The sequence below is a fragment of the Microvirga sp. jy35 genome (assembly GCF_056148915.1).
Map to the genome: position 1 here is coordinate 107,013 of NZ_JBWBEW010000005.1, position 22,295 is coordinate 129,307.

Annotated in this window: 29 protein-coding genes and 1 tRNA gene; 13 read left to right on the forward strand and 17 right to left on the reverse strand. The window is 63.1% G+C overall.

All coding sequences use genetic code 11. The features are described from left to right. Window positions 1–314 precede the first annotated feature (314 nt). A complete protein-coding gene (gene ctrA / locus AC0QTX_RS06785; protein ID WP_036356746.1) occupies window positions 315–1,016 on the forward strand; it encodes a response regulator transcription factor CtrA in 702 nt (233 codons plus the stop codon). 83 nt (window positions 1,017–1,099) lie between these two features. Here ctrA and chpT read toward each other — a convergent pair whose 3' ends face one another. Continuing rightward, a complete protein-coding gene (gene chpT / locus AC0QTX_RS06790; RefSeq protein WP_474603069.1) occupies window positions 1,100–1,741 on the reverse strand; it encodes a histidine phosphotransferase ChpT in 642 nt (213 codons plus the stop codon). 172 nt (window positions 1,742–1,913) lie between these two features. Here chpT and AC0QTX_RS06795 point away from each other — a divergent pair, with 172 nt between their 5' ends. The 3 genes from AC0QTX_RS06795 to AC0QTX_RS06805 all read left to right on the forward strand — a co-directional run bounded on the left by AC0QTX_RS06795 (window position 1,914) and on the right by AC0QTX_RS06805 (window position 4,706). Then, on the forward strand, window positions 1,914–2,747 hold the full coding sequence (locus tag AC0QTX_RS06795) for a 3'(2'),5'-bisphosphate nucleotidase CysQ family protein (RefSeq protein WP_474603070.1): 834 nt from the start codon (window positions 1,914–1,916) through the stop codon (window positions 2,745–2,747). 191 nt (window positions 2,748–2,938) lie between these two features. After that, a complete protein-coding gene (locus AC0QTX_RS06800) occupies window positions 2,939–3,541 on the forward strand; it encodes a DUF1134 domain-containing protein (protein WP_474603071.1) in 603 nt (200 codons plus the stop codon). Between the two features lie 172 nt (window positions 3,542–3,713). Beyond that, a complete protein-coding gene (locus AC0QTX_RS06805) occupies window positions 3,714–4,706 on the forward strand; it encodes a hypothetical protein (protein ID WP_474603072.1) in 993 nt (330 codons plus the stop codon). Window positions 4,707–4,716: 10 nt separating this feature from the next. Here AC0QTX_RS06805 and AC0QTX_RS06810 read toward each other — a convergent pair whose 3' ends face one another. Together AC0QTX_RS06810 and AC0QTX_RS06815 are read right to left on the reverse strand one after the other, a co-directional pair. Continuing rightward, a complete protein-coding gene (locus AC0QTX_RS06810) occupies window positions 4,717–5,070 on the reverse strand; it encodes a hypothetical protein (protein WP_474603073.1) in 354 nt (117 codons plus the stop codon). Between the two features lie 52 nt (window positions 5,071–5,122). Beyond that, window positions 5,123–5,986 carry a D-amino-acid transaminase gene (locus AC0QTX_RS06815; protein ID WP_474603074.1) on the reverse strand — a complete coding sequence of 288 codons (864 nt, stop codon included), beginning with the start codon at window positions 5,984–5,986 and terminating at the stop codon, window positions 5,123–5,125. Between the two features lie 113 nt (window positions 5,987–6,099). Between AC0QTX_RS06815 and AC0QTX_RS06820 the strand changes: the two genes are divergently transcribed. Continuing rightward, window positions 6,100–6,714, forward strand: coding sequence for a hypothetical protein (locus AC0QTX_RS06820; RefSeq protein WP_474603075.1), 615 nt, complete (start codon window positions 6,100–6,102; stop codon window positions 6,712–6,714). Window positions 6,715–6,736: 22 nt separating this feature from the next. Here AC0QTX_RS06820 and AC0QTX_RS06825 read toward each other — a convergent pair whose 3' ends face one another. From AC0QTX_RS06825 to AC0QTX_RS06860, 8 genes are all read right to left on the reverse strand, one after another. Further along, window positions 6,737–7,060, reverse strand: coding sequence for an SWIB/MDM2 domain-containing protein (locus AC0QTX_RS06825; protein WP_036356729.1), 324 nt, complete (start codon window positions 7,058–7,060; stop codon window positions 6,737–6,739). Between the two features lie 619 nt (window positions 7,061–7,679). Beyond that, window positions 7,680–8,720 carry a UV damage endonuclease UvsE gene (locus tag AC0QTX_RS06830; RefSeq protein ID WP_474603076.1) on the reverse strand — a complete coding sequence of 347 codons (1,041 nt, stop codon included), beginning with the start codon at window positions 8,718–8,720 and terminating at the stop codon, window positions 7,680–7,682. A 49-nt stretch (window positions 8,721–8,769) separates the two neighbouring features. Continuing rightward, window positions 8,770–9,123, reverse strand: coding sequence for a response regulator (locus tag AC0QTX_RS06835; RefSeq protein ID WP_474603077.1), 354 nt, complete (start codon window positions 9,121–9,123; stop codon window positions 8,770–8,772). A 398-nt stretch (window positions 9,124–9,521) separates the two neighbouring features. Continuing rightward, a complete protein-coding gene (locus tag AC0QTX_RS06840) occupies window positions 9,522–10,280 on the reverse strand; it encodes a hypothetical protein (RefSeq protein ID WP_474603078.1) in 759 nt (252 codons plus the stop codon). A gap of 21 nt (window positions 10,281–10,301) precedes the next feature. Continuing rightward, a complete protein-coding gene (locus tag AC0QTX_RS06845) occupies window positions 10,302–10,724 on the reverse strand; it encodes a DUF3618 domain-containing protein (RefSeq protein WP_474603079.1) in 423 nt (140 codons plus the stop codon). Beyond that, window positions 10,721–11,113, reverse strand: a complete 393-nt coding sequence (locus AC0QTX_RS06850; protein WP_474603080.1) for a phage holin family protein — start codon at window positions 11,111–11,113, stop codon at window positions 10,721–10,723. The genes AC0QTX_RS06845 and AC0QTX_RS06850 overlap by 4 nt, the downstream gene beginning before the upstream one ends. 11 nt (window positions 11,114–11,124) lie before the next feature. Then, on the reverse strand, window positions 11,125–11,667 hold the full coding sequence (locus AC0QTX_RS06855) for a hypothetical protein (protein WP_474603081.1): 543 nt from the start codon (window positions 11,665–11,667) through the stop codon (window positions 11,125–11,127). A gap of 100 nt (window positions 11,668–11,767) precedes the next feature. Further along, on the reverse strand, window positions 11,768–12,142 hold the full coding sequence (locus tag AC0QTX_RS06860) for a helix-turn-helix domain-containing protein (protein ID WP_474603082.1): 375 nt from the start codon (window positions 12,140–12,142) through the stop codon (window positions 11,768–11,770). Window positions 12,143–12,255: 113 nt separating this feature from the next. Here AC0QTX_RS06860 and AC0QTX_RS06865 point away from each other — a divergent pair, with 113 nt between their 5' ends. From AC0QTX_RS06865 to AC0QTX_RS06875, 3 genes are all read left to right on the forward strand, one after another. Further along, window positions 12,256–12,987 (forward strand): helix-turn-helix transcriptional regulator, encoded by a 732-nt coding sequence (locus tag AC0QTX_RS06865; protein WP_474603083.1) that lies wholly within the window; start codon window positions 12,256–12,258, stop codon window positions 12,985–12,987. An 85-nt stretch (window positions 12,988–13,072) separates the two neighbouring features. Further along, window positions 13,073–13,714 carry an acyl-homoserine-lactone synthase gene (locus tag AC0QTX_RS06870; protein ID WP_474603084.1) on the forward strand — a complete coding sequence of 214 codons (642 nt, stop codon included), beginning with the start codon at window positions 13,073–13,075 and terminating at the stop codon, window positions 13,712–13,714. Beyond that, window positions 13,701–13,949, forward strand: coding sequence for a hypothetical protein (locus tag AC0QTX_RS06875; RefSeq protein ID WP_474603085.1), 249 nt, complete (start codon window positions 13,701–13,703; stop codon window positions 13,947–13,949). Before AC0QTX_RS06870 ends, AC0QTX_RS06875 begins: the two co-directional genes overlap by 14 nt. Window positions 13,950–14,021: 72 nt before the next feature. On the opposite strand, the gene AC0QTX_RS06880 is transcribed toward AC0QTX_RS06875, so the two are convergent. Next, entirely contained in the window at window positions 14,022–14,516 is a 495-nt protein-coding gene (locus AC0QTX_RS06880) for a YciE/YciF ferroxidase family protein (RefSeq protein WP_474603086.1), read from the reverse strand. Window positions 14,517–14,664: 148 nt separating this feature from the next. Between AC0QTX_RS06880 and AC0QTX_RS06885 the strand changes: the two genes are divergently transcribed. Continuing rightward, window positions 14,665–14,916 (forward strand): YgaP-like transmembrane domain, encoded by a 252-nt coding sequence (locus AC0QTX_RS06885; protein ID WP_474603104.1) that lies wholly within the window; start codon window positions 14,665–14,667, stop codon window positions 14,914–14,916. Between the two features lie 59 nt (window positions 14,917–14,975). Here AC0QTX_RS06885 and AC0QTX_RS06890 read toward each other — a convergent pair whose 3' ends face one another. Continuing rightward, window positions 14,976–15,242 carry a GlsB/YeaQ/YmgE family stress response membrane protein gene (locus AC0QTX_RS06890; RefSeq protein WP_474603087.1) on the reverse strand — a complete coding sequence of 89 codons (267 nt, stop codon included), beginning with the start codon at window positions 15,240–15,242 and terminating at the stop codon, window positions 14,976–14,978. 145 nt (window positions 15,243–15,387) lie between these two features. On the opposite strand from AC0QTX_RS06890, the gene AC0QTX_RS06895 reads away from it, so the two are divergent. Then, window positions 15,388–15,555 (forward strand): hypothetical protein, encoded by a 168-nt coding sequence (locus AC0QTX_RS06895; RefSeq protein ID WP_474603088.1) that lies wholly within the window; start codon window positions 15,388–15,390, stop codon window positions 15,553–15,555. A 98-nt stretch (window positions 15,556–15,653) separates the two neighbouring features. Here AC0QTX_RS06895 and AC0QTX_RS06900 read toward each other — a convergent pair. The 4 genes from AC0QTX_RS06900 to AC0QTX_RS06915 all read right to left on the reverse strand — a co-directional run bounded on the left by AC0QTX_RS06900 (window position 15,654) and on the right by AC0QTX_RS06915 (window position 19,531). After that, window positions 15,654–15,730: transfer RNA gene (locus AC0QTX_RS06900), tRNA-Arg, on the reverse strand. 104 nt (window positions 15,731–15,834) lie between these two features. Further along, on the reverse strand, window positions 15,835–17,271 hold the full coding sequence (locus tag AC0QTX_RS06905; RefSeq protein ID WP_474603089.1) for a sensor histidine kinase: 1,437 nt from the start codon (window positions 17,269–17,271) through the stop codon (window positions 15,835–15,837). Between the two features lie 8 nt (window positions 17,272–17,279). Beyond that, complete coding sequence (locus tag AC0QTX_RS06910) at window positions 17,280–18,737, reverse strand: dihydrolipoyl dehydrogenase family protein (RefSeq protein ID WP_474603090.1); 1,458 nt, start codon at window positions 18,735–18,737, stop codon at window positions 17,280–17,282. After that, on the reverse strand, window positions 18,737–19,531 hold the full coding sequence (locus AC0QTX_RS06915) for a TVP38/TMEM64 family protein (protein ID WP_474603091.1): 795 nt from the start codon (window positions 19,529–19,531) through the stop codon (window positions 18,737–18,739). Before AC0QTX_RS06915 ends, AC0QTX_RS06910 begins: the two co-directional genes overlap by 1 nt. 268 nt (window positions 19,532–19,799) lie before the next feature. On the opposite strand from AC0QTX_RS06915, the gene rpmH reads away from it, so the two are divergent. Genes rpmH through yidC form a run of 3 tightly spaced genes read left to right on the forward strand, consistent with a single transcriptional unit; the run spans window position 19,800 to window position 22,241 of the window. Further along, window positions 19,800–19,934, forward strand: a complete 135-nt coding sequence (rpmH, locus tag AC0QTX_RS06920) for a 50S ribosomal protein L34 (RefSeq protein WP_027314822.1) — start codon at window positions 19,800–19,802, stop codon at window positions 19,932–19,934. Between the two features lie 20 nt (window positions 19,935–19,954). Then, window positions 19,955–20,389, forward strand: a complete 435-nt coding sequence (rnpA, locus tag AC0QTX_RS06925) for a ribonuclease P protein component (protein ID WP_474603092.1) — start codon at window positions 19,955–19,957, stop codon at window positions 20,387–20,389. Then, window positions 20,382–22,241 carry a membrane protein insertase YidC gene (gene yidC / locus AC0QTX_RS06930; protein WP_474603093.1) on the forward strand — a complete coding sequence of 620 codons (1,860 nt, stop codon included), beginning with the start codon at window positions 20,382–20,384 and terminating at the stop codon, window positions 22,239–22,241. The genes rnpA and yidC overlap by 8 nt, the downstream gene beginning before the upstream one ends. Window positions 22,242–22,295 lie beyond the last annotated feature (54 nt).

Genomic DNA, 22,295 nt, shown 5'->3' on the forward strand with positions numbered 1-22,295 from the left:
GTTAACACTGGCCTGGTCACGGTCGCGGCTCCCTTCGGGTCCGTCCCCGGACAAGGCTGAAACGCTTGAGTGATAAGCTTTTGGGATGTTGTAAGGCGGTTCCCTATGGTTACCCAGAATCCACAGGATAGTTGCCTTCGGCGGATGATCTGCCTGTCAAGTTCGTTAAGCGCTTGCGTCCCAGAATCAGGGTTTGTTAACCATTCCGTACTAGCGTTTCGAATCAGTTCAAAAGAGCATCCGCCGCAGGCCCGGTGGCGGATGAACAGCCTTCCGCTGTTTGGACGCTCAAGGGCAAGGGCTGGGGATTGAACATGCGCGTACTTCTGATCGAAGACGACAGCGCGACAGCGCAAAGCATCGAACTGATGCTGAAGTCCGAGAATTTCAACATCTACACGACGGATCTCGGAGAAGAGGGCATCGACCTCGGCAAACTCTACGATTACGACATCATCCTGCTCGATCTGAACCTGCCCGACATGTCGGGCTACGAGGTTCTGCGGACGCTCCGCGTCGCGAAGGTTAAGACGCCGATCCTGATCCTCTCCGGCATGGCCGGCATCGAGGACAAGGTGAAGGGTCTCGGCTTCGGCGCCGACGATTATCTCACCAAGCCGTTCCACAAGGACGAGATGGTGGCCCGCATCCATGCGATCGTGCGCCGCTCTAAGGGTCACGCCCAGTCGGTGATCACCACCGGCGATTTGATCGTCAATCTCGACACCAAGACGGTCGAAGTCGGCGGCGCCCGCGTGCACCTGACCGGCAAGGAATACCAGATGCTGGAGCTCCTCTCCCTGCGCAAGGGCACGACCCTGACCAAGGAGATGTTCCTCAACCACCTCTATGGCGGCATGGACGAGCCGGAGCTGAAGATCATCGACGTCTTCATCTGCAAACTCCGCAAGAAGCTCGCCAACGCTTCACAGGGCCGCAACTACATCGAGACCGTCTGGGGACGCGGCTACGTGCTGCGCGAGCCCACCGAGGCGGAAGAGCGGATTGCGATCTGACGCAAGTCACACGCGACATGAAAAAAGCCCGGCGGAATGCCGGGCTTTTCTTTTGTGCGTTCAGGAGAATGTCGTCGGCTGTCTTATGCGGTGACAGCCCTGATCGTCACCTCGTCGCCCTCAATGGAGAAGTCGATATTCATGTTCGATGCGCGGGCCACCATGCCGGCATAAAAGATCTGGATGCCATGGGCATCGACCGTGCCGGACTCCGAATCGCCGGCGAGGAGCGCCTCGGAATGGGCGGGAATGCGGGCGTTCAGGCCTTTCGACACGATGGTGAAGGCGCAGGCCTCCGCGTCGCCCGTCACCGTCACGGCAATCGAGCCGCCCCGCGGAATGGCCGTGGTGGCTATCATCACCAGATTGAGGAGCAGCTTCACCCGGTTCTTCGGGAACAGGAGCCGGGGCGACGACCAGGAGAAGCTGATCTTGTCGTCGAGGAAGAGCCCGCGGGCCACCTGCTCGGCATCGCCGAGATCGATGGAGGCGCCGGCGGAGCCTGCCGCCCCGAAGGCGAGGCGGGCGAACTGCAGGCGGGCCGAGGCCTGCCTGGCGCTCTTCTGGATCAGGTCGAGCGCGAAGTCGCGCATGGAGGCGTCGCTGTCGTCCTCCAGAACCTCGAGCCCGTTGACGATCGCACCCACCGGCGAGATCACGTCATGGCAGACGCGTGAGCAGAGAAGAGCGGCGAGGTCGAGCGAATCGAGGGAGATCGTGGCCATGAGGGCTCCGGAGACAGCGTAACGTCAGCTGTTCATTCATGAATTCGAAATTTCGATGCGCATGAATACAGCCAAACAGGAAAGAGAACGTGAACCCGGATACCCGGCTCCGAGTTCTTTGGAAAGCGGGCAAAAAGACATCGACAGCCCGCCAGGGAACAGGCACAAATCCATGATGCGCTTCGATGGACAAGACCCCGACGAGATCGCCCTGAAGCTTGCTCACATCGCCCGGGAGGCAGGACGGGTCCTGCGCGGCATGGAGAGCGCGCTGGTGGACAAGCGCATCAAGGACGACGGAACCCCCACGACCGCGGCCGATCTGGCGGCGGAGCAGCTGATCATCCGGCGCCTGGGCGAGGCGTGGCCGGGCGTTCCGGTGGTGGCGGAGGAAACCTCCAGCACGGCCCAGCCGGATCATTATTTCTTCCTGGTCGACCCTCTCGACGGCACCGGCGACTTCATTCATGGCACCGGCGAGTACAGCGTCAACATCGCCCTGATCCGGGGCACCCGGCCCATGGCGGCCGTCGTGGCGGCTCCGGCCATGGGGTCGATCTGGATTGCCGGCGAAAACGCCCGCATGAGCGCCCTGCCCGACGGCGGGGAGGCGAACTTCGACTGGCGCGAAGCGAAGGTGCGCCCGGCGCCCGAGAAGGATCTGGTGGCTCTGGTGAGCCGCCGCCATGGCGATATCGCGACGGACGCCTGCCTCTCGGTTCTGTCGATCGGCACACGGCGCATGACCTCCTCGGCCCTCAAGTTCTGCCTCATCGCCTCGGGCGAGGCCGACGTTTACGTGCGCTGCGGCCCGACCATGGAATGGGACACGGCGGCGGGCGACCACATCCTCACCTGTGCCGGCGGCAGCGTGGTCGGACCGGGGGGAGCCCCCCTCACCTATGGCCATGAGGACAGAGGCTACCGGAACGGCCCCTTCGCGGCCATCGGCGACACGGCCCTGGCTCCTCGGCTGGACCTTCCCGTATCAGCTTCGGCCGCGTAGGATCCCCTTCAAATACTGACGTCTTCGCCGGGAGCCGGGCCAGCCCAGCTCAAAACAACAGGGAGTCCTTATCGAAGGGCTATTCCGTACAGAGATTGTTAGGGTTGATGACCGTAAGGTTCGAACCTCGATAGCAGCCTTTCGGCCCATCACGGCTGAATTGCCCCCTGTCTCATGCGAGGAGATAGCCCATGCGCTCCCGGCCAACCATTCTTGCGGCTGCGGCCTTTGCCGCCCTGATCAGCGCCCTGCCCCTGCAGGCCTCCGCCCAAACCGTCCAGCGCGCCTATGTTGCCAATCCCGGCAGCCCGGAATCCTTCCGCTCCGATGAACTGGTCGAGTCCGGACATCAGTTCTTCGGCTCGGCCTCCCGCGGCCTTGCCCTTGCGCTCCAGGAAGCGATCCGCCGCTGGGGCGAGCCCAACGGCTACATCCTGGGACAGGAGGCCTCCGGCGCCTTCTTCGGCGGCCTGCGCTACGGCGAGGGCAAGCTCTTCACCCGCAATGCCGGGGATCGCCGGATCTTCTGGCAGGGTCCCTCTCTGGGTTTCGACGTGGGTGGCGACGGCGCCCGCACCATGATGCTCGTCTACAACATGCCTTTCACCGATGCGCTCTATAAGCGCTTCGTCGGCGTGGACGGCTCGGCCTATTTCATCGGCGGCTTCGGGGTGACTGCCGTGGCGGCGGACGAGATGGTCGTGGTGCCGATCCGGGCCGGCGTCGGGGCCCGCCTGGGCGTCAACATCGGCTACCTGAAGTTCACCTCGGAACCGACCTGGAATCCTTTCTAGGCTCTCACGCGAGCAGGTGCCGTCTCCAAGGCAGTGGAAACTGCCCCCGGATGCGCTACAACGGGCGGTCTGGAGCGTTCCGGCTCTGGAAACCTGCGCGGGCACAAGGCAAGGTGCTTGAGCGTTACCGGTCAAGCACCTTGGAGTTGGCGTCGGCGTGATCGAAACAATCATGATTTTCGCGTTGGGGTTCGTCGCAGCCTCCCTCATCGCGCTTCTGATCATCCCTGCCGTCAATGCCCGCGCCGAGCGTCTCGCCCGGCGCAGGGCCGAGGCGCTGTTTCCCATGTCGATCTCCGAATTGACGGCGGAGAAGGACCACCTGCGTGCGGAATTCGCCGTTCTCCAGCGGCGCATCGAGCGCAAGGCGGAGGAGGCGCTGTCCTACAAGCGGGAAAGCATGGAGGAACTGGGCCGGCGGGCGATCCGTATCGAGGCCCTCGAGAGCACCCTTGCGGAGCGCGACCAGACGGTGGCCCAGCTCGAAGTCAACCTCGCCGCCACCCAGACGCGGCTCGCGGCCACCGACGAAGATCTCGCACAGACCAAGACCTTCCTCACGAGCACCCGCGAGACCCTGACCGCCCTCGAGAATGCTCACCGGGCAACCCTGAACGAGCTGTCCAACACCCGCATGGAGCTGGAGCTCACCCAGCACGAGCGCTCCAGGACGAAGACCGAACTCCTTCATGCGGAGGAGAAGCTTGCCCGCCTGGAGGTGGAGTTCGCCGACATGGAGCGCCGGCTCACGGCAGCCCTGAGCGATCTGGACACCAAGCGCATCACCATCTCGGATCTCGAGACCCGCCTCATGACCCAGACGGCCCGGGGCAACGACTTCGAGCGGGCCTTGAACGAGCGGCACAGCGAATTGTCCGACGAGCGCCTGCGTCTGGCCGAGCTGGCCAAGGGTATTGCCGCCGAGCAGGAGCGGGGCCTGATCCTTGAGCAGCGCATCCGCGAGATCGAAGCGGAGCGCGACGAAGCCCAGGAGCGGCTTGCGAACCTGGAGGTTTCGGGAGGCCAGAACGATGAACTGCGCCGCCAGATCTCCGAGGTGGCCGTTCAGATCATGAAGAGCGGTGGCGATCCTTCGACTGAGGCCAAGCCCCGCGAGAACAACAGGTCCCGCGAGGGCAAGCGGCGGCGCTCGGCCGGCAAGTAATTCTCAGACCTTACTTCGGATCGACCTGCTGGTTGCCGCCAGGGCTGCCCGGGGGGCGAATGACCGGCGTGGTGCCGGGATTGGGCACGGGCGCCGGCACGGTGATGTCCGGGGTGGCGGTCTCCGGCGGCCGGATGACGCCGTCCGTCTGCTCGAGCTTCTCGCTCAAGGTCTTGGTCGAACCCGTCTCGGACGGGCCATTGGTGCCAGAAAGGTTGCTGTTCGGCTCGATCTTCTCGGCCGGCATCTGGTTCGGTGCAGGCATGTTCGGGGCCTGCTGCTGCAGAACCTGGGGATTTTGGGCGAGAGCTGCCGTCCCGAGGCAGCCTGCCAGAAATGTCGATAGGACCAGAACACGCGTCATGGGTCGCTCCTTTGCAAGGCAACGGGCGACCTGATGGCCGGTTCCGGCAACGCTACTCGGCGGCCAGGGCCGGGGTCCGGGCCATGGACAGGTAGAGCTCCCGCAGCCGCTTCGTGACAGGGCCGGGCTTTCCGTCGGCGACGGGCCGTCCATCGATCGTCACGATGGGCAGAACGAAGTTCGAGGCGCTGGTGAGGAATGCCTCAGCCGCATCGTAGGCCTCCTCGACCGTGAATCGGCGCTCTTCGAGGGGGATTCCGGCTTCTTCCGAGAGCCGCAGGAGGGACTTGCGGGTAATGCCGGGAAGGATGGCCTGGGAGAGCGGACGCACGACGATGCTGCCCTTCTTCGTGACGATGAAGCCGCTCGACGAGCCGCCCTCGGTCACGTAGCCGTCCTCCACCAGCCAAGCCTCCTGTGCCCCTGCTTCCTTGGCCGCCTGCTTGGCCAGAACCTGAGCGAGCAGGTTGATCGACTTGATGTCGCGGCGCGCCCAGCGCTGGTCCGGAACGGTCACCACCGCGATGCCGGACCGGGCGGCAGGGGCATCGGCAATCGCCTTGGCCTGGGTGAACATGGCCACCGTAGGATGGGTATTTTCAGGAAAGAAGAAATCCCGCTCAGCCACGCCCCGGGTGACCTGGAAGTAGATGAAGCCCTCCGCCATGCCGTTGCGACGGACGATCTCTTCCTGCAGGGAGGTCCATTCGGCTCTCGAATAGGGATTGCGGATGCGCACTTCGGCCAACGAGCGCTCGAGACGCTCGAGATGCGCCTCGTTGTCGATCAACCAGCCATCGAGCACGCCAATCCCCTCATAGACCCCGTCGCCGAACAGGAAGCCGCGATCCATGAAGGGAACCTTGGCTTCTTCGATCGGCAGAAAGGAACCATTCAGGAAAACGATGCGGGACATGGGAAACCTCGAAAGTCGTAACCCGACTCAACCAAACCTGACCTATGGGCAGCTGAGCCGCTCGACCTATATGGCCAAGAGCCCTGCAAGCTTAGGCGATAGGTACCCCCAACATGAGACAGACGCTACTCCTCATTTTGAAGGTTCTGCCGGTCGTTCTCCTGAGCGCTCCGGCCATTGCAGGTCCCCTGGCGGCCCAGAGATGGTTCAGCGAGCGTGGTTATGTCGAGCCGGAGGGAGGCCGGATCATCGCCTGTCACGGCTATGGATGCACCCGGCGGCTGGCGCTCTCGGTCGATGGGCATCTGCTGAGTCGGGCGAGCGGGGTGTTGAGATCCGCGCAGGGCTCACCCTCTGCGGAGCGGCAGGCTCTGGCCGAGGTGATCAGATCCTACACTGCATATTTGGCAGCTTCCCTGGGAGGCAAGCCGGACATCCCGGGATCGCCAGCCCAGATGTCGGGCGTGCATGGGCAGATGGATTGCCTGGATGAAACCGCGAATACGACCAGCCTGCTCCTCGTTCTGCAGGAGCGCGGGCTTCTCGCGCATCATGTGGTGGAGCATCCGGAATCACGGGGGTTCTTCTTCGACGGCCGCTACCCGCACTTCACGGCGGTGATAGCGGAGAAGCGCACCGGGGCGGGATGGGCCGTGGACCCGTGGAGGAAGGCCCCGGGTCAGCGGCCGGAGATCCTGCCGCTCGATCGGTGGCGGCAGGATTCCTGATCAGCCTGAGGCAGAATTCCGCCTACTTCAGGTGCTGGGCGAGGTGCTTGTTCATCTCGAACATCGTCACCTTCGGCTTGCCGAAGATCGGCTGAAGCTTGTCGTCAGCGAGGATCTCGCGCTTGTTCTCGGGGTTCTGCAGGTTGTTCTTCTTGATGTATTCCCACATCTTGCTCACAACCTCGCCGCGCGGCAGCGGGTTCGAGCCCACGATGACGGCCAGCTCCTTGGACGGCTGCAAGGGCTGCTGAAGAGCGTTGGGCTTGGAACCGGCAGCCTTCTTGGCGGCAGGCTTGTCTGCAGCCTTCTTCGCGCCGGCTTTTCCGTCAGTCGTCTTGGTCGCCATGTATTCCTCCGGGAATGGTGTGGGGAAGCTTGTCAACAGCCTTGGGCAAGGCTCGAAAAGCATACTGACCAACCTTCGGTCGGACATTCCGGAGAGTGGTCACAGACCCCGGCCCCCTGATGAAGGTCAATTCCGGCAGAGCTTATGTCCCCTCCGCGCCGTCAGCAAGATCGAGTTCAGGAATTTAGGCTGTTTTCGAGAAGGGCAGTATCTTCGCGTCTCGCTCTGCAGACGGGCGTGTGGTTTGAGCAACATCGGCAAGGCGCTTCGTGCGCTCCACCGCGGACATGACATGGGAGACGATCGCCTCGTTGGGGCACGGTTTCGCCAGGAAGGCCGCTCCGGGCGGAAGATCCCCTGCCGAAGGCCAGTGCCGCCCCGACATGATCAGGATCTCGGTTCCAGGCCAGAGTTAGTGCCTCGGCTCCGTTGGCTGCCTCGACAACCCTGAAGCCTGCATCTTCCAGAAGCTCGGACACAAAAAGACGGATCAGAGGCTCGTCTTCGACCAAAAGAACTGTGGAATGGAGATGCAACATCACTTCGTGACCCACAATACAATACCCGACAACGGCGCCTGGTTGGGTTGGTTCCACCCACGACGGAGGAAAACGAAACTTTATCCCGTTGCGCGAAACATGGATTGCCGCTTGTCCATGTGGTGCGCCAGACCTTCGGTGGCGATGTTCTTGAGCTTTGCCTCGATCTCGAAGTCAGACCATGACAGGTGGCGCATCACCAGATCGTTGACGGCCTCATTCCACATGAGGTCCGAGTGGCCGCGCAGATCCCTCGGCTTGATCCCTGACGCGACGAGCGCCTTGAAATCCGGAAGGCTATGGATGGCATAATCCGGGAGAAGGTCCTCGCGGGACACGCTCACATGGCTTACGGGCCTGACACCGCGCCACGATGCGATGATCAGGGCAATGCGCGGATCATCCGGCTCGATATACTCGCCCTCGCTCATGATCCAATGATGATGAAGATCGAGCACGAGTGGCACCTCATCCGCCAGAGGCAGGAGATCGTCGAGGCCGAAGCTTACCTCGTCGTTTTCGATGGTGATCAGGTTGCGTGCGGTCCGTGACAGGCGCGCGAGGCCGCTCCGGATTCCTTCTGCCCCCAGGGCCTTCGCACCGCCATGAATGTTGATGTGAGCCCCATGCGGATGCCACCCTTCGCCGTAGCCCATGAGGGCCATGACCTCGGCATGATATTCGAATTCCGCGATGCCGTTGGCCGCTGCCGAAGGATTGGCGGAGGCAATCACGCAGAACTGGCCAGGATGCATGCTCAGGCGCACATCTCTGTCCCGAGCGAGGCCACCTGTCTGCGCGAGCTTCGCCTCGATCATGCTGCGCAGATCGCGATCGCGATAGAACTCCTGGCAGCTTGGATGGGTATAGCCGGGGAGAAGATCACTGGACAGGCGGTGCAGACGTTCCAGCTTCGGCCTTCCGGCCACATGCTCGATCTGGAGCCGGAAGGCTTCCAGATTGTGAGATACGACAGCGGCCAGTTTTTCGTAAGCAGCCTTGGGCTCGAGACGGCTCAAGTAAGCCATCGTCACCGTCGACGTGTTCATGGCCCGGGCAGCCTGCGCCGAGCCGTCTTCGGGAATGTACTTGCAGCAGAAGCCGAACCGATGGTCTTTCATGATGAGGGAAGTCACCGGGGAAGAACAGGTTCCTCGACGTCCCGGATCATCAGCAAGGGAGGAGATTGGGAACGGCGTGCTCCACCGTTTCCAGCAGCACCTTCTCCTGGAACGGCTTTGCCACGAAGGCAGCCCGCTGCAGGGGCTGCGGCAGATCCGACGGAGCGGAGGCCGACACGAACACGAACGGGATATGTCGCTCCATGAGGGTCTCGGCCACGCCGAAGCTCTTGCCGCCGATCACGTCGATGTCGAGCAGCGCGCAATCGAACCTGTCGTCGAGATGTTGGTAAGCTTCGGCAAGCGAACTGATGGAGTCGACAACCTCGTGCCCATCAGCCTCGAGAATGGCCTGCAGATCGAACGCGATCGCCGGGTCGTCTTCCAGGATCAGAATACGCATGCCCCAACTCCATCACCGATCCTTGAGGAGGACCACCTTCGCGCAGAGCCTTCGGGATAGGAAATTTTGGCCCTGTTGCAAAGCCAACAAACTCAAAGGCGCCTCGTTCCTGAATGGACCTGCGCGGAGAAGGAATTTAGCGGAACAGAGTTAAGAAACTTCGTCATCCTCTTGAATGCTAGACTGATCGAACCCATCTCAAGCTCACACTGGCGGCATCCGTGCCGACCAGAAGCGGTCACGATGCCGAGATGATGACGCCGGATGTACGCGCATCATCTCGCCGTGGCCGTTATCGTTTCTGCAGGTCGGTCGGGCGTCCCGGCGAGCCCTTCGAGATCACAAGAAAAGGCGCCGGTTTTCACCGGCGCCTTTTCTGTATCAATCTAAGCCTGTGGTCAGTGGCGATTGGCGTCGCGCTGGCCGCCGAACTCGCTGTCGTGACGGCTGAACTGCGCCTCATCGCCGCTGAAGTTCTCTTCGACATATTCACGCCCGCGGCTGGCGGCGTCGCGTGCATAGCGAAGGCCCTGGTTACGAACCTCGTCCGCCCATTCGCCGAACATCTCGTTCTCGCGGCGGGTGCGGGGCAGAAGCGCGCCGAGGAGCAGGCCGGCTGCCAGACCGACGAGACCCACCACCATCGGATTCTCGGACACATAACCCTGAACGCCACCGCGAGCGCTGCCGAAAGCCCTGGCGGAACGGCCGCCCATCTGGTTCATGCGGCGACGCTGCTGCGAGTAGGTGCCAGAGGCCCAGTCGGAGGCACGCTCATACGTATCCTTCGCCCATTCGGACCCATCCTCATAGACATCCTCGGCCTTCTGACGCACCTGATCGGCGGCCTGCTGCGCCTTGTCCGTCATGCCGCCCTGGTCCTGCGCATTCCGCTGCGAAGACTGGCCCGAGGACTGGCCCGAACCCTGCCCTGAGGACTGACCGGACGACGGGCCCTTGGACTGGCCGGCGGACTGTGCTCCACCCGTGGCCGTTCCGGCGCCCTGCGCGGATTTCTGGTCGTGCGCGTGAGGCATCGGAGCCTCGCCGATATTGCCGACCGAAGTGCCTGCGGACACCTTGCCGGCGGTGCCGGTCTCGTTGCCGCTCTGCTTGTCCGCTCCCGGCCTGCCGGTATCGTTCTTCGTATTTGCCATGGAAAGCTCCTGTTCGATTCTTCAGTAGCGGGAATTCATGCCGGGCCGCTCGAACATGGTGTCCGTCGCGGGCTGGTGAGCGGCCTCCGTCCCGTACAGGCGCGGATCCTCCGCCTCCATCAGAAGATGCTCCTCGGTGATGAGATCCTCATCGGCCGCGATCAGCGGAGCCGGGCGCACGGGACGCGTCGGACGACCCAGGCGGTAAGCCAGGAGCCCTATGCCCATGGCGATCAGCATCACCGGCACAGGATTGCGCCTGACCGTATCCAGAACCCTGTCGTAGATCGGCCCGTACTGCCCGTTGCGAGCAGTCCCGAGCATATCATCGACAACGCCAGAGACGGTCATCTTGTTCTGGAGGCGGTCGATGGTCTGGTCGAGCTGAGCGCGGCTGCGCTCAATGTCACTCTCCAGCTCCTGCAGACTCTGTGACGTCATCATGCACCTCTCTCGGACAGGACTTCCGCATCGCGCTTGAGCGAACGCATGGTCCTCTGCGGCGTGAGCGACGACGCCGTCATGGCGCTACGCCCCCACAACCCGAGGCCGATGGCGATCACGGCCAGAATGCCGCCAACAATGAGCGCGGCGAGCGCTTCCGAGTCGACGACGGCGGCCAGCCACTCCACCAGCGACTCGGTGAACAGCATGACGGCGGCGATCGCGAAGACCGCGGCCGCGACCACCATGGCGAGCCCCATGAAGAGGGTCCGCATATTCTGGGAAATCTCTGTCTTGAAGAGGGTGAATTCCTTCTGCGCGAGATCGGTCGACTCGCGCAGGGCCTCGCCGACGAGGCCCTGGATGGTTTGGTTGCCGTTACCCTGCATGGTCGCCTCCGTCAGGTACTGACTTTGGCACGCGAGCGCTGTTGGCCCTGCTGACCCTGCTGGCGCGCGCGGCCCTGGCCGCCCTGAGCCGCACCGGTCTCCATGCCCTCATAGCGCAGATCCTCGGCCGTGCTCTTGATGAAGCGCGCGGCGAGAAAGCCGACGGCTACGGAGACTGCGGCCACGGTTGCCGGCCGGCGCCGCACCACACCCTCGAACTCGTTGAAGAAGTCGGCAAAGGTCCGCTCGCGGATCGAATCCGCCAGCTGCTCCAGCCCTTCGGCCGCCGTATCGACGACGGCGCGGATATTCGGCCGCTCGTCGAAGGAGTGGGTGGATTCACGCAGGGTAGTGGCAAAATCGGCAACCGACTGTGCGATGTCGTCCTTGCGGCGGTCGACATAATCCGTCGCCTGCTCGCGCGCGCTGTCGATGAAGTAACGGCTGCGCTCCGCAGCGGCGCCCGCAATATCGCCGACATCGCCCTTCAGCGCATCCCAATCCTCGTTGCCGTTGTCCTGCTGCCGGTTGGTGTCTTGCTGTCCCACGCCCATGGTCAACCTCTCTCAATCGTGAGGGAGTAACCATTAGAAGCGCGGCAGGTTCCGAAGGCTGCTCGAAACCAAGACTTTGGGGTTTCACCGGTTCCTGCGCCTAGCCGACCGAGGCGAGCCAATCGACGAGGTCGGCGACTTTCCTGCGAGCCTCGTCGTCCTTCAGACGCAGGAAACCGCGCACGAGCCGGTCGCTTTCCGATCGGGTCAGAAACTCGGCCATGAGGCTGTCGCCGGAGAACCCGCCTGCCCGCAATCCGGGGAGTCCCTCGAAGAAGAACTCGATGCCGACATCGAGAATGCCGGCAATCTGAAGGAGGCGGCTGGCACCGATGCGGTTCATACCCTTTTCGTATTTCTGAACCTGCTGGAAGGTGAGCCCCAAGGCATCCGCGAGCCGTTCCTGGCTCATGCCGAGCATGGTCCGCCGGGCCCTCACCCGGCTGCCGATGTGGTTAGGCGCCTTCTTCTGCAAGCCCCGCTCCTGCCTTTGGTGGAACCCCACTTTGTCTAGGCCAACTCTAAAACTTTTGGTAGCATTATATCGCATGACTTGCTTAAGGTTGAAAAATCACCCTGGAGAAACCTGTGAGCGGCCGCAGCCTTGACCATACGGTAGAAGCGTTCGAGTTCATCGAGAGGCTCGACTGCCTTGCCTCGGCCCAGGCGATCATCGATGCGATGGAGCGCTCCTTTGCGCGCTTCGGGTTCGAGAACTTCATCATGACCGGGCTGCCTCATCCGGAGCAGCGGATCGAAAGCTTGGTCCTGCTCAAGAAGTGGCCTCTCGGCTGGTATGAGCGCTACACGCAGAACTGCTACGACCGGTACGATCCCGTAATCCGCTTGTGCCGCCAGACCGTCCAGCCCTTCGAATGGAGCGAAGCCCGCTTCGATCCGGAGACGAATCCCAGGGGAAAGGAGATCATGCAGGGAGCTGCCGATTTCGGCATGAGACAGGGCTATTGCCTGCCGATCCATGGGCTGAACGGGTTCGAGGCGTGCCTTTCCATGAGCGGTTTCGACCTGGACCTGACGCCCCAGACCAAGCCCGCCATCCACCTGATGTCCATGTATGCGTTCGAGCGTGCCCGGCTCATCCTGGCTCCCTCCCCACGTCCTAACCCTCTGACGTCCCGGGAGCAGGAGGCGCTGCGCTGGGCGGCGCTTGGGAAGTCGGCTGCCGACACTGGAGAGATCCTTGGCGTGACGGAACGGACGATTACGGCTCACATCGGCAGCGCATGCTCCAAGCTGAGCGCTGCCAACAAGACGCATGCGGTCGCCAAAGCTCTTCAGCACCGGCTCATCGAGATTTGACGCAGAAGTACCTGTAATTTCCTACAATATTCAAATCGGGCCTATCATGAACACTGCTCTCCGAGAAAAACGGAGGGCATGGGGTATGACCTCAATTCACGTCATCACCGATGAAAACAAAGCTGGATATGAAGCGATTCTCGATGCGTATTTCCGCCTGAGGCACGAGATCTTCGTGGTTGAACGCGGGTGGCGCGATCTCGAACGGCCTGACGGGCAGGAGGTGGATGCCTACGACAATGACCACGCGACTTATCTGATCGCAATCGACGACGGGCGGGCCATCGGAGGCTTGAGGCTGTATCCGACGCTGCTGCCGCACATGATCAGCGAGTCTTTCGGCCATCTCGTCAGGGGCCGGAATGTGCTCTCCGGCCCGACGATCCTCGAATGCACGCGGTACTTCATCGTCAGGGAGCGGCGCATGGGCCGCACGGATTGCCGCCTCCTGGCGGCTTTTCAGCAATACTGCCTCGAGGAGGGCATCACGGAGGTCACAGCCGTGGTCGAGATGTGGTGGCTCCCGCGCTGGCAGCAGGCGGGCTTCAAGGTCCGCCCCTTGGGTCTGCCGACCATGGTCGAAGGCCAACCCTGCATCGCAGCCGCCATCCAGATATCGGAGGACAGCCTAAGGCATGTCAGCAGGCTGGCAGGCCTGCGCGGCTCATGCCTGGTGCGCGCCGGAGCCTCCCCCTTTGCCGATCGGGTGCCCCATGTCGCTGCCTGACGAGCCTACTCCCGTCGCCTCCTTCGTCCAGGAGGAAATGTCCGACGGAGCGACCCAGACGCTGGCGGTCTGCCTATCTCACCTGCCGCCGATCGTGCGGCTGAGGCTCCTGGCCTTCATGCACCTGGTCGAAGATCCGACCGCCATGAAGGCCACGCTCGAGATCACCCCGTCAGGCTCCATGCGGCTGATTCTGGACACGGCCGTCACGCCCTGCCCGATCCATCGTCACTGAGCCCCGCCTCCAGGGGTTCAAAAGAAAACCCCGCGCTCGGGAGCGCGGGGTTTTCGGCCGCGTGCCAAAACGTCAGGCGGCCTTGGTGTTGACGCGCGCCTCGGCGAGCTGAGTCAGAAGCTGGTCGGTCTTCTTCTCCTCCTGAAGGTTCTCGTCCAGGAGCTTGGCGGCATCGGCCATGCCCAGTTCCTGAGCCCAGGTCTTTAGGGAGCCATAGCGGGTGATCTCGTAGTGCTCCACCGCCTGAGCGGCGGCCAGAATGCCGGCATCGAGAGCCTCGCTGTCGGCGAAGTCTTCCATGACTTCCTTGCCTTCCTCGATGATGCCGTTGATAGCCTCGCACTGCACGCCGCGGGCCGGCTTGCCGAGCATCTCGAAGACCTTCTCAAGGCGCTCGATCTGGCCTTCCGTTTCCACACGGTGGGTCTCGAAAGCCTGCCGCAGCTCTTCCGACTCCGCATTCTTCGCCATCTTCGGCAGGGACTTCAGAATCTGTTTCTCGGCGTAGAAGATGTCCTTCAGAGTGTGAAGGAACAGGTCGTTCAAGGTCTTTTCCTTGGCTGGCATAGGGACAACTCCTTGGTTGAAGCGTGGACTCAACGGAAGCCAAGCTTTGAGGTTCCCGGCTTCCCTTCCGGAGTCTTTCAAAGGGGAACAACACCGCTTCGCGTCGCGTTCGGCCCCATGCCAATCAAGGAGAAATGACGTGGCGAACATGATATCGTCCAAGGCCGGATCGCTGATGAATGGACAACCCAATCTCAGTACGACGGAGCGCAGCGTCTACATGCTGGCGGGCCTTGGCCTGGCAGCCGCGGCCGCCAAGCCCCGGCCCAATCCGCTCCTGAACATCCTGGCGCTCGCGGGCGGATCCTACCTGGCTTGGCGTGGCTATGTGGGCCAATGCCCGGTCAAGGCGGCCCTGACCGGCTCTTCCGAGAGCGGCCGCATCGCCCATCGCGGCTAAAGGACAAGGGCCACAGCGGAAACTGTGGCCCTTGCTTGTTGAGGTCGGCTCCGGAGCGATCAGTACGACGAGGTCGAACGGCGCCCGGCGATCAGGCCATAGATGAAGAGCACGACGATGGCACCCACGATGGCGCCGATGAAACCTGCCCCTTCATCTGCCCGGTACCAGCCCAAGGCCTGCCCGAGATAGGTAGCGACCAAAGCGCCGACGATGCCGAGAATGGTCGTCATGATGAAGCCCGACGGCTCGTTCCGTCCGGGCATGATCCACTTTGCGATCAGACCAGCCACGAAGCCGATGATGATGGTCCAGATGATGCTCATGAGAGAGTCCCTGTCAGTGTTGCCTCCACAGGGAACGCAGATCTTCGGCTAAGGTTGCGGCGGGGGCCCGCGTCGGACCCTCTTTTCATGATCTTGCCTCACTTGAAGGCGACGCTCGCGGTTCATCCGATGGGAGACATCTGCCATGAGTTCTGCCGGTGGTCATTGGAATTACGAAGCCGTGCAAGCCCTTCTGGCCATGGCCAGGGAGGGGATTCCGGTTTCGGTGATCAGCCTGAAGCTGAAGCGGTCGATCATGGAGGTTCGAGCCAAGCTGGACGATCTCGGCGTCACCCCGACTGCGGAGGTCTAGGGCCTCGAAGCCCTAACAGATCACGGCTGTTGAAAGCTTCGGAGTGCGCAAAACACGCATTCGAACCTTCATCATGCCTGCTCGATGTCTTGGTGAAGTGGCGCGCCCGAAAGGATTCGAACCTCTGACCCCCAGATTCGTAGTCTGGTGCTCTATCCAGCTGAGCTACGGGCGCTTGGTCGGCAGGTCGTTGCGGGAAGCAACGTTGGCCGAGGCCGGTGACATAAAGGGATCTGACGCGGTTGGCAAGCCTCTTGTGCGGAAGTTTTGCCGAAAGCCTCAGCCCGCTTCCGCAGACAAGTGCCGATCAGGGATCGTGATCTTGAAGCAGGTCCTCCCCTGTCCTTCATCGAGAATGATGGTTCCCCCGTGGAGCTGGATGAGCTCCGCCGCGATCGGCAGCCCCAGGCCCGTGCCACCTTTCTGGGCCGAGCCCTGGAAAGGCGTGAAAAGGTTGGCCTTGGCCCGCTCGGGAATTCCCGGACCGTTGTCCTTGATCAGGATGACGACGGAGCCGTCGTCCCGGTGTGCGGAGACGTGGATGCACGGCGTTCCCTGGGGAGAACCGGTCTGGCTCAGAGCCTGAACCGCATTGCGGACCACGTTCACGAGGACCCGGGAGAGCTGGTCTGGGTCCGCGTCGATCACCAGGTCGTCGGGAACCTCGGCCTGGAACGCGATACCAACCTCGGGCGCCAGATCCGTCAGATTCGACAGTTCGGCGATCAACGGCGCCAAGGGGATGAGGCGCCGCTGCGGCAGGGGCTCGGTCGCCCGCCCATAGGCCAGGGTCGTCTCGCAGAAGGCGATCGCCCGGTCGAGGGTGCTGACGAGCCTGGGGGCGATTCGCTGCACGGAGTCGTCGCTGACATTGTCCAGGCGATCCGTCAGGAGCTGAGCCGTGGACAGCATGTTGCGCAGCTCGTGGTTGATCTTGCTGACCGCGAGGCCGAGCTGGGCGAGACGCCGCTTCTGGCGCAGCTCATCGGCCAGGGTCGTTTCCATGCGCGCCAGGGCCTGCTCGGCGAGGCCGATTTCGTCGACGCGATCCGTAGGCCGGATGACCCGGGAGGCATCCTCCGGATTGCTGGAGAATTCCGCGATGTTGCCGGTGAGTCGCCGCACCGGACGCACGATCACCCATTGCAGGGTGAGATAGACGAGACCCGCCGTGATGATGGAGATGAACAGGGACAGGAACAGGATGTTGCGGGAGAACTCGACCATGGCGTGGCGCAGGGGCCGCTGGTCGAGGATCATCTCGACGAAATCGACGCCCATGCCCGATCCGATCACCCGGATCGGCTTGTCGGCCGGGTTCAGCAGGACGTCGAAGGCATCCTGAACCAGGGTGACCCATTGCGCGTCCCGCAGATCCACGGTCTTGCCCACTTCGGTAGGCACATCGCCCGCAGCAAGAATGCTCCTGCGCCCGCCACCCCTCAGGGCGATGGCCCGGGCTCCGACCCCTTGGAGGAGGCGTATCTCGAGTTCCTCGGGGAGGCTTTCCTCGGGAGCCGCATCGAGCACCATGGCGGCAATCTGCGCCGCGGCCAGGCGGTCGTTCAGCCATGTGAGACGAAAATTGGCCACGGAGGGCACGTAGATGAGCACCTCCGCGATCATCACGAACAGCACCGTGAGCAGAAGCAGGCGCGCGGAGAGCCCGAACTGGCTCAGGATGCGCCCTGCGAGGGATGTCTGCTCAGGTCTCATAGTCGGTTTCATCCCAAGCGGCGAACCAGGGACACCAGTCGCCGCACCCATGGATTCTGAGCCGAGGGCTTGAGAAACTCCACCGCCGCGCTCTTCGTCACCTCGGATAATGTGGGATAGGGATAGATCAACCCGGCGAGATCGGAAACCTTCAAGCCGCGGCTCATGGCCAGAACCCACGGCATGATCAGTTCGCCCGCATGCGCACCGGCGATGGAGCAGCCCAGGATCCTGCCGCGCGGGGTGACGACAGCTTTCACGTGTCCGCCGATCTGTCTGTCCGTGCGGGCCCTGTCATTGTCGGCAAAGGCCCAGCGCAGGATGCGGATGGACCCATGCTCCTCCCGTGCCTGCGCCTCCGTCAGCCCGACGGAGGCCAGTTCCGGCGCTGTATAGGTGACCCGGGGAACAGGGGTCCGCCCGACGCGGACGGGGAGCCGGAACAGGGCGTTGCGGATCACAAGGCCCGCATGATGATTCGCCACATGGGTGAACCGGGCGCCAGAGCCCGCCCCGCCCGCACAGTCGCCGATGGCGTAAACGCGCCGGTTGGAGGTCCTGAGCCCCTTGTCGACCCGGATGCCCGAGGTGTCGAATTCGATGCCCGCAGCATCAAGACCCATCCCGTTCACGACAGGCCTGCGGCCCGTGGCGACCAGCAGATGGCTTCCGTCGATCCTCTCGCCGCCGCTCAGGACGATGCCGAAGCTCCCCTCTTTCCCATGTGCGATCCGGTCGACGGCCACTCCGGTCCTGACCGAAATGCCATCCGACCGTAGAGCCTGGCCGACAACCTCGGCCATCTCGGGATCTTCCTGCGCCAGGAGCCGCTCACCGGCCTCCAGAAGGGTGACCGGCACGCCCAGCAGCCGGTAGGCCTGAGCGATCTCGACTCCCACGGCGCCTCCACCGATCACAACGAGATGCTCGGGCTTCTCGGTCAGATCGAAAACGGTCTCGTTGGTCAGATGAGGCACCTGCTCAAGCCCGGGAATGGCCGGAACAGCCGGACGGGACCCGGTGGCAATGACGAAGCGGCGCGCACGGATGGCATGATCTCCGGCCAGGACAGTATGGGCATCGGCGAACCGGGCCTCACTCTCGATCACCGACACGCCCATGGCCCGGTAGCGCTCCGGCGAGTCCATCGGGGCGATTGCCGCGACAGCACCCTTCACATGCGCATGGACCTTGGCGAAGTCGACGGCGACCTCCCCCGCCTCGATCCCGAAACTCCATGCTTCGCGCATGTTGCGGGCATGAAGAGACGCCGCGATCAGGGCCTTTGACGGAACGCAGCCCACGTTCAGGCAATCGCCGCCCATCCTGTTCTTCTCGATCAGCACCACGGATGCGCCGAGAGAAGCTGCGATCGATGCAACCGACAGCCCAGCCGAACCGGCGCCGATGACGCACAGATCCGGCTTGAGAACCTCCGATTTACCGTCACCTGTCCGCCTCACCATTAGCCCTTTCCCGTGCTGCGACTGCGCCAGAGCCTGATCGCAATCGGAACCAAGGCCAGGATTCCCAGGATGGCGAGAGCCACCATCAACTCGGGCGTCAACAGGCTCTTGGCGCTGAAATTCAGGGTGCAGTCGCCCTGACCGGCGGCCAGACAATCATCTCGCATTCTCTCATGCCTCGCGATGACCTCATCGAGACCGGAACCGGCAAGAGCAAAAGCGAACGAGGCCGGCAGCATTCCGAGTTGGGTCGCCAGCACGAAGGGCCTCAGGCGCATGCCGAAGAAGGCTGCTGCCAGGTTCGTCAGCCAGAACGGCACCACGGGGATCAGGCGCAGGGAGAGAAGGTAGAAGAATGCCTGCCTTCGGAAACCTGCCGCAAGACCCTGGATGCGCGAGCCCGCCCGCTGCAGGAGGGGGCGCCCCAAGGAGGTCCTGGCGATGAGAAAGATGTTGGTCGCCCCGAGCGTTGCAGCCAGATTGGCCGCAACGGCTCCCAGCGGCCAGCCGAAGAGATAGCCCCCGATGGCGGTCAGAAAGGCGGAGGTTGGCAGCGACAGAGTCACGGCCGCAACATAGATCAGGCAGTAAAGTCCAAGCATCGCCGGACCGTGGGCAGCCACGAGATCTCTCAGCCAGGCTTGATAATGCACGAAGGTTTCGAAGGTGAGAGAGTGATGGACGCCCGTTGCGAAGACCGCTGCGATTGCAGTCAGAACGAGGGCCAAAGGCACGATGCGCCAGAAACGGCCTGCCTCTTTCGGGCTCTCCGGCTTCGGATGTTTCTCGGCCACGTGTCCTCCTGGAACCGGTGTGGTATGGAGCGCCCCATAAGGTCAAGCCTATCAGTCCGTCACAGCTTGGTGAGGGGGAGCCGGATTGCCGCATGAAGGCCAAAGCGGCGTTGACTTTGCCCCTCCGTTCCTTCATAAGCCCGCAAGCTGACAGCGCTCTTCCATAGGGCGCTGATCGTTTTTTCGAGACAGTTTCGGGGGCGACCCCATCCCACCAGACGGGCGCGAGCCTTCGAGCACCGCTGCCCCATTCGACCGGAGAAGTGCCGTGAAGAGGACGTATCAACCGAGCAAGCTGGTTCGCAAGCGCCGCCACGGCTTCCGTGCGCGCATGGCGACCAAGGGTGGCCGCAAGGTCATTGCCGCTCGCCGCGCCCATGGCCGCAAGCGCCTTTCAGCATAAGCGCCGTCAAGGACAGCCCGATGCGCGAACCTCGCGCAACGTCTAGCTTCGGGCGTCTGACGAAAAGACCTGACTTCGTCGCGGCGGCCTCCGGCCGCCGCTTTCATACGGAGCGGATGACGGTTCAGGCCCGACTTCGCGAAGGCTCCGGCCTCGGCCTGCGCTTCGGCCTCACGGTCACGAAGCGGGTTGGCCATGCCACCGAGCGTAACCGGATCAAGCGCCGGCTCCGGGCCGCCATCCCCACGGCTGGCCAGGATTACGCAACCATCGATGCGGATGTCGTCATCATCGGACGGCGAGACATCCTCTCCGTCGAATTCGACGTTCTCATCGACGATCTCCGGCGCGCGCTGCGGGCGGTCACCAAGCCGAAAAGCGCTTCTCCCGCAGAGCGTTCTTCCTCCTCCTCACCTCCCTCCAACGGCGAGCGTCGCGGACATTCCCATGCGTGATGACAACAAAAACCTCATCGTCGCCATCGTGCTCTCGATGGCGGTCCTGCTAGGCTGGCAGTATTTCTTCGCGGCCCCGGAGGCCGAAAGGCAGCGCCTGGCCGCCCAGCAGCAGCAATCCACGCAGGTCAATCCCAATGCGCCGAACCCACCGGCCAGCCCGAGTCAGGCCGGGGGTGCTGCTCCCACCGTGCCGGGTACTGTCCCGAGCACTCCGCTGGCACCGACGGTCGAGACCCGGGAGGCAGCGCTCGCCCGCTCGCCGCGCGTGACCATCGACACCCCCACCATCGCCGGCTCGATCAACCTGCGCGGCGGCCGCATCGACGACGTGTCGCTCAAGAACTATCGCGAGACGGTGGATCCTCGCAGCCCGAACATCGTGCTGCTTTCGCCGGCCGGCACCCAGAACCCGTATTACGCGGATTTTGGCTGGGTTGGAACGCAGAACGGCGCCTTGCCGACGGCCGAGACCGTCTGGACCGCCGACCGGACGACGCTGACCCCGTCCACCCCGCTGACGCTCACCTGGGACAACGGACAGGGTCTGATCTTCCGGCGCACGATCTCCGTGGATGACAAATCCATGTTCACGGTGAAGAACGCCGTCGAGAACCGCGGCTCCGCGCCGGCGACCCTGCATCCCTACGGCCTCGTCTCGCGCCATGGAAAGCCGACGACGCTCGGCTACTACGTGCTTCATGAGGGCCTGATCGGCGTCCTGGGCGACAAGGGTCTGCAGGAATACACCTACGATGCCATCGCCAAGGAAGATCCGGTTCCCGCCGGTCAGAACGCGGTGGGCGAGGTGTGGGACGACGCGAGCGGCGGGTTTGTCGGCATCACGGACAAGTACTGGGCCGCCGCGGTCATTCCGGATCAGGCGCAGCCGTATCAGGGCTCGTTCACCATGCGCCAGGGCCCGACGGGCCAGATCTACCAGGCCAACATGCTCGGCACGGCGCAGACCCTTCAGCCCGGCGCCACCACGGAGGTGACGCAGCGCCTCTTCGCGGGCGCCAAGGAGGTTGCGACCGTCGATGCCTATCACGAGGCGCTCGGCATCAAGAACTTCGACCTCCTGATCGACTGGGGCTGGTTCTACTTCATCACCAAGCCGCTCTTTAAGGTGCTCGACTTCTTCTTCCGCATGTTCGGCAATTTCGGCGTCGCGATCCTGATCGTCACGGTGCTGCTGAAGATCCTGTTCTTCCCGCTCGCCAACAAGTCCTACGCCTCCATGGCCAAGATGAAGGCGGTGCAGCCGGAGATGACGTCGATCCGCGAGCGCTATGCGGACGACAAGATGAAGCAGCAGCAGGCGCTGATGGAGCTCTACCGCAAGGAGAAGATCAATCCGGTGGCGGGCTGCTGGCCCGTGCTGATCCAGATCCCGGTGTTCTTCGCCCTCTACAAGGTGCTCTTCGTCACCATCGAAATGCGCCATGCGCCGTTCTTCGGCTGGATCCGCGATCTCGCGGCCCCGGATCCGACCTCGATCTTCAACCTGTTCGGCCTCCTGCCCTATAACCCGGGCGCGGTTCCGGTGCTGGGCCCGTTCCTGATGCTCGGCGTGTGGCCGATCCTCATGGGCATCACCATGTGGCTGCAGATGAAGATGAATCCGGAGCCGCCGGATCCGGTTCAGAAGCAGGTTTTCGCCTGGATGCCGGTGATCTTCACCTTCATGCTGGGCTCCTTCCCGGCCGGTCTCGTGATCTACTGGGCCTGGAACAACCTGCTCTCCGTATCGCAGCAGGCCTTCATCATGCGCAAGAACGGCGTGAAGATCGAGTTGTGGGACAACCTGCGCAAGACCTTCAACCGCAAGGCCACTCCCGCCAAGGGCTGAACGGCGCCAGACCAACACGTGATCATCCCCGGGCCTTGTCCCGGGGATTTTCTT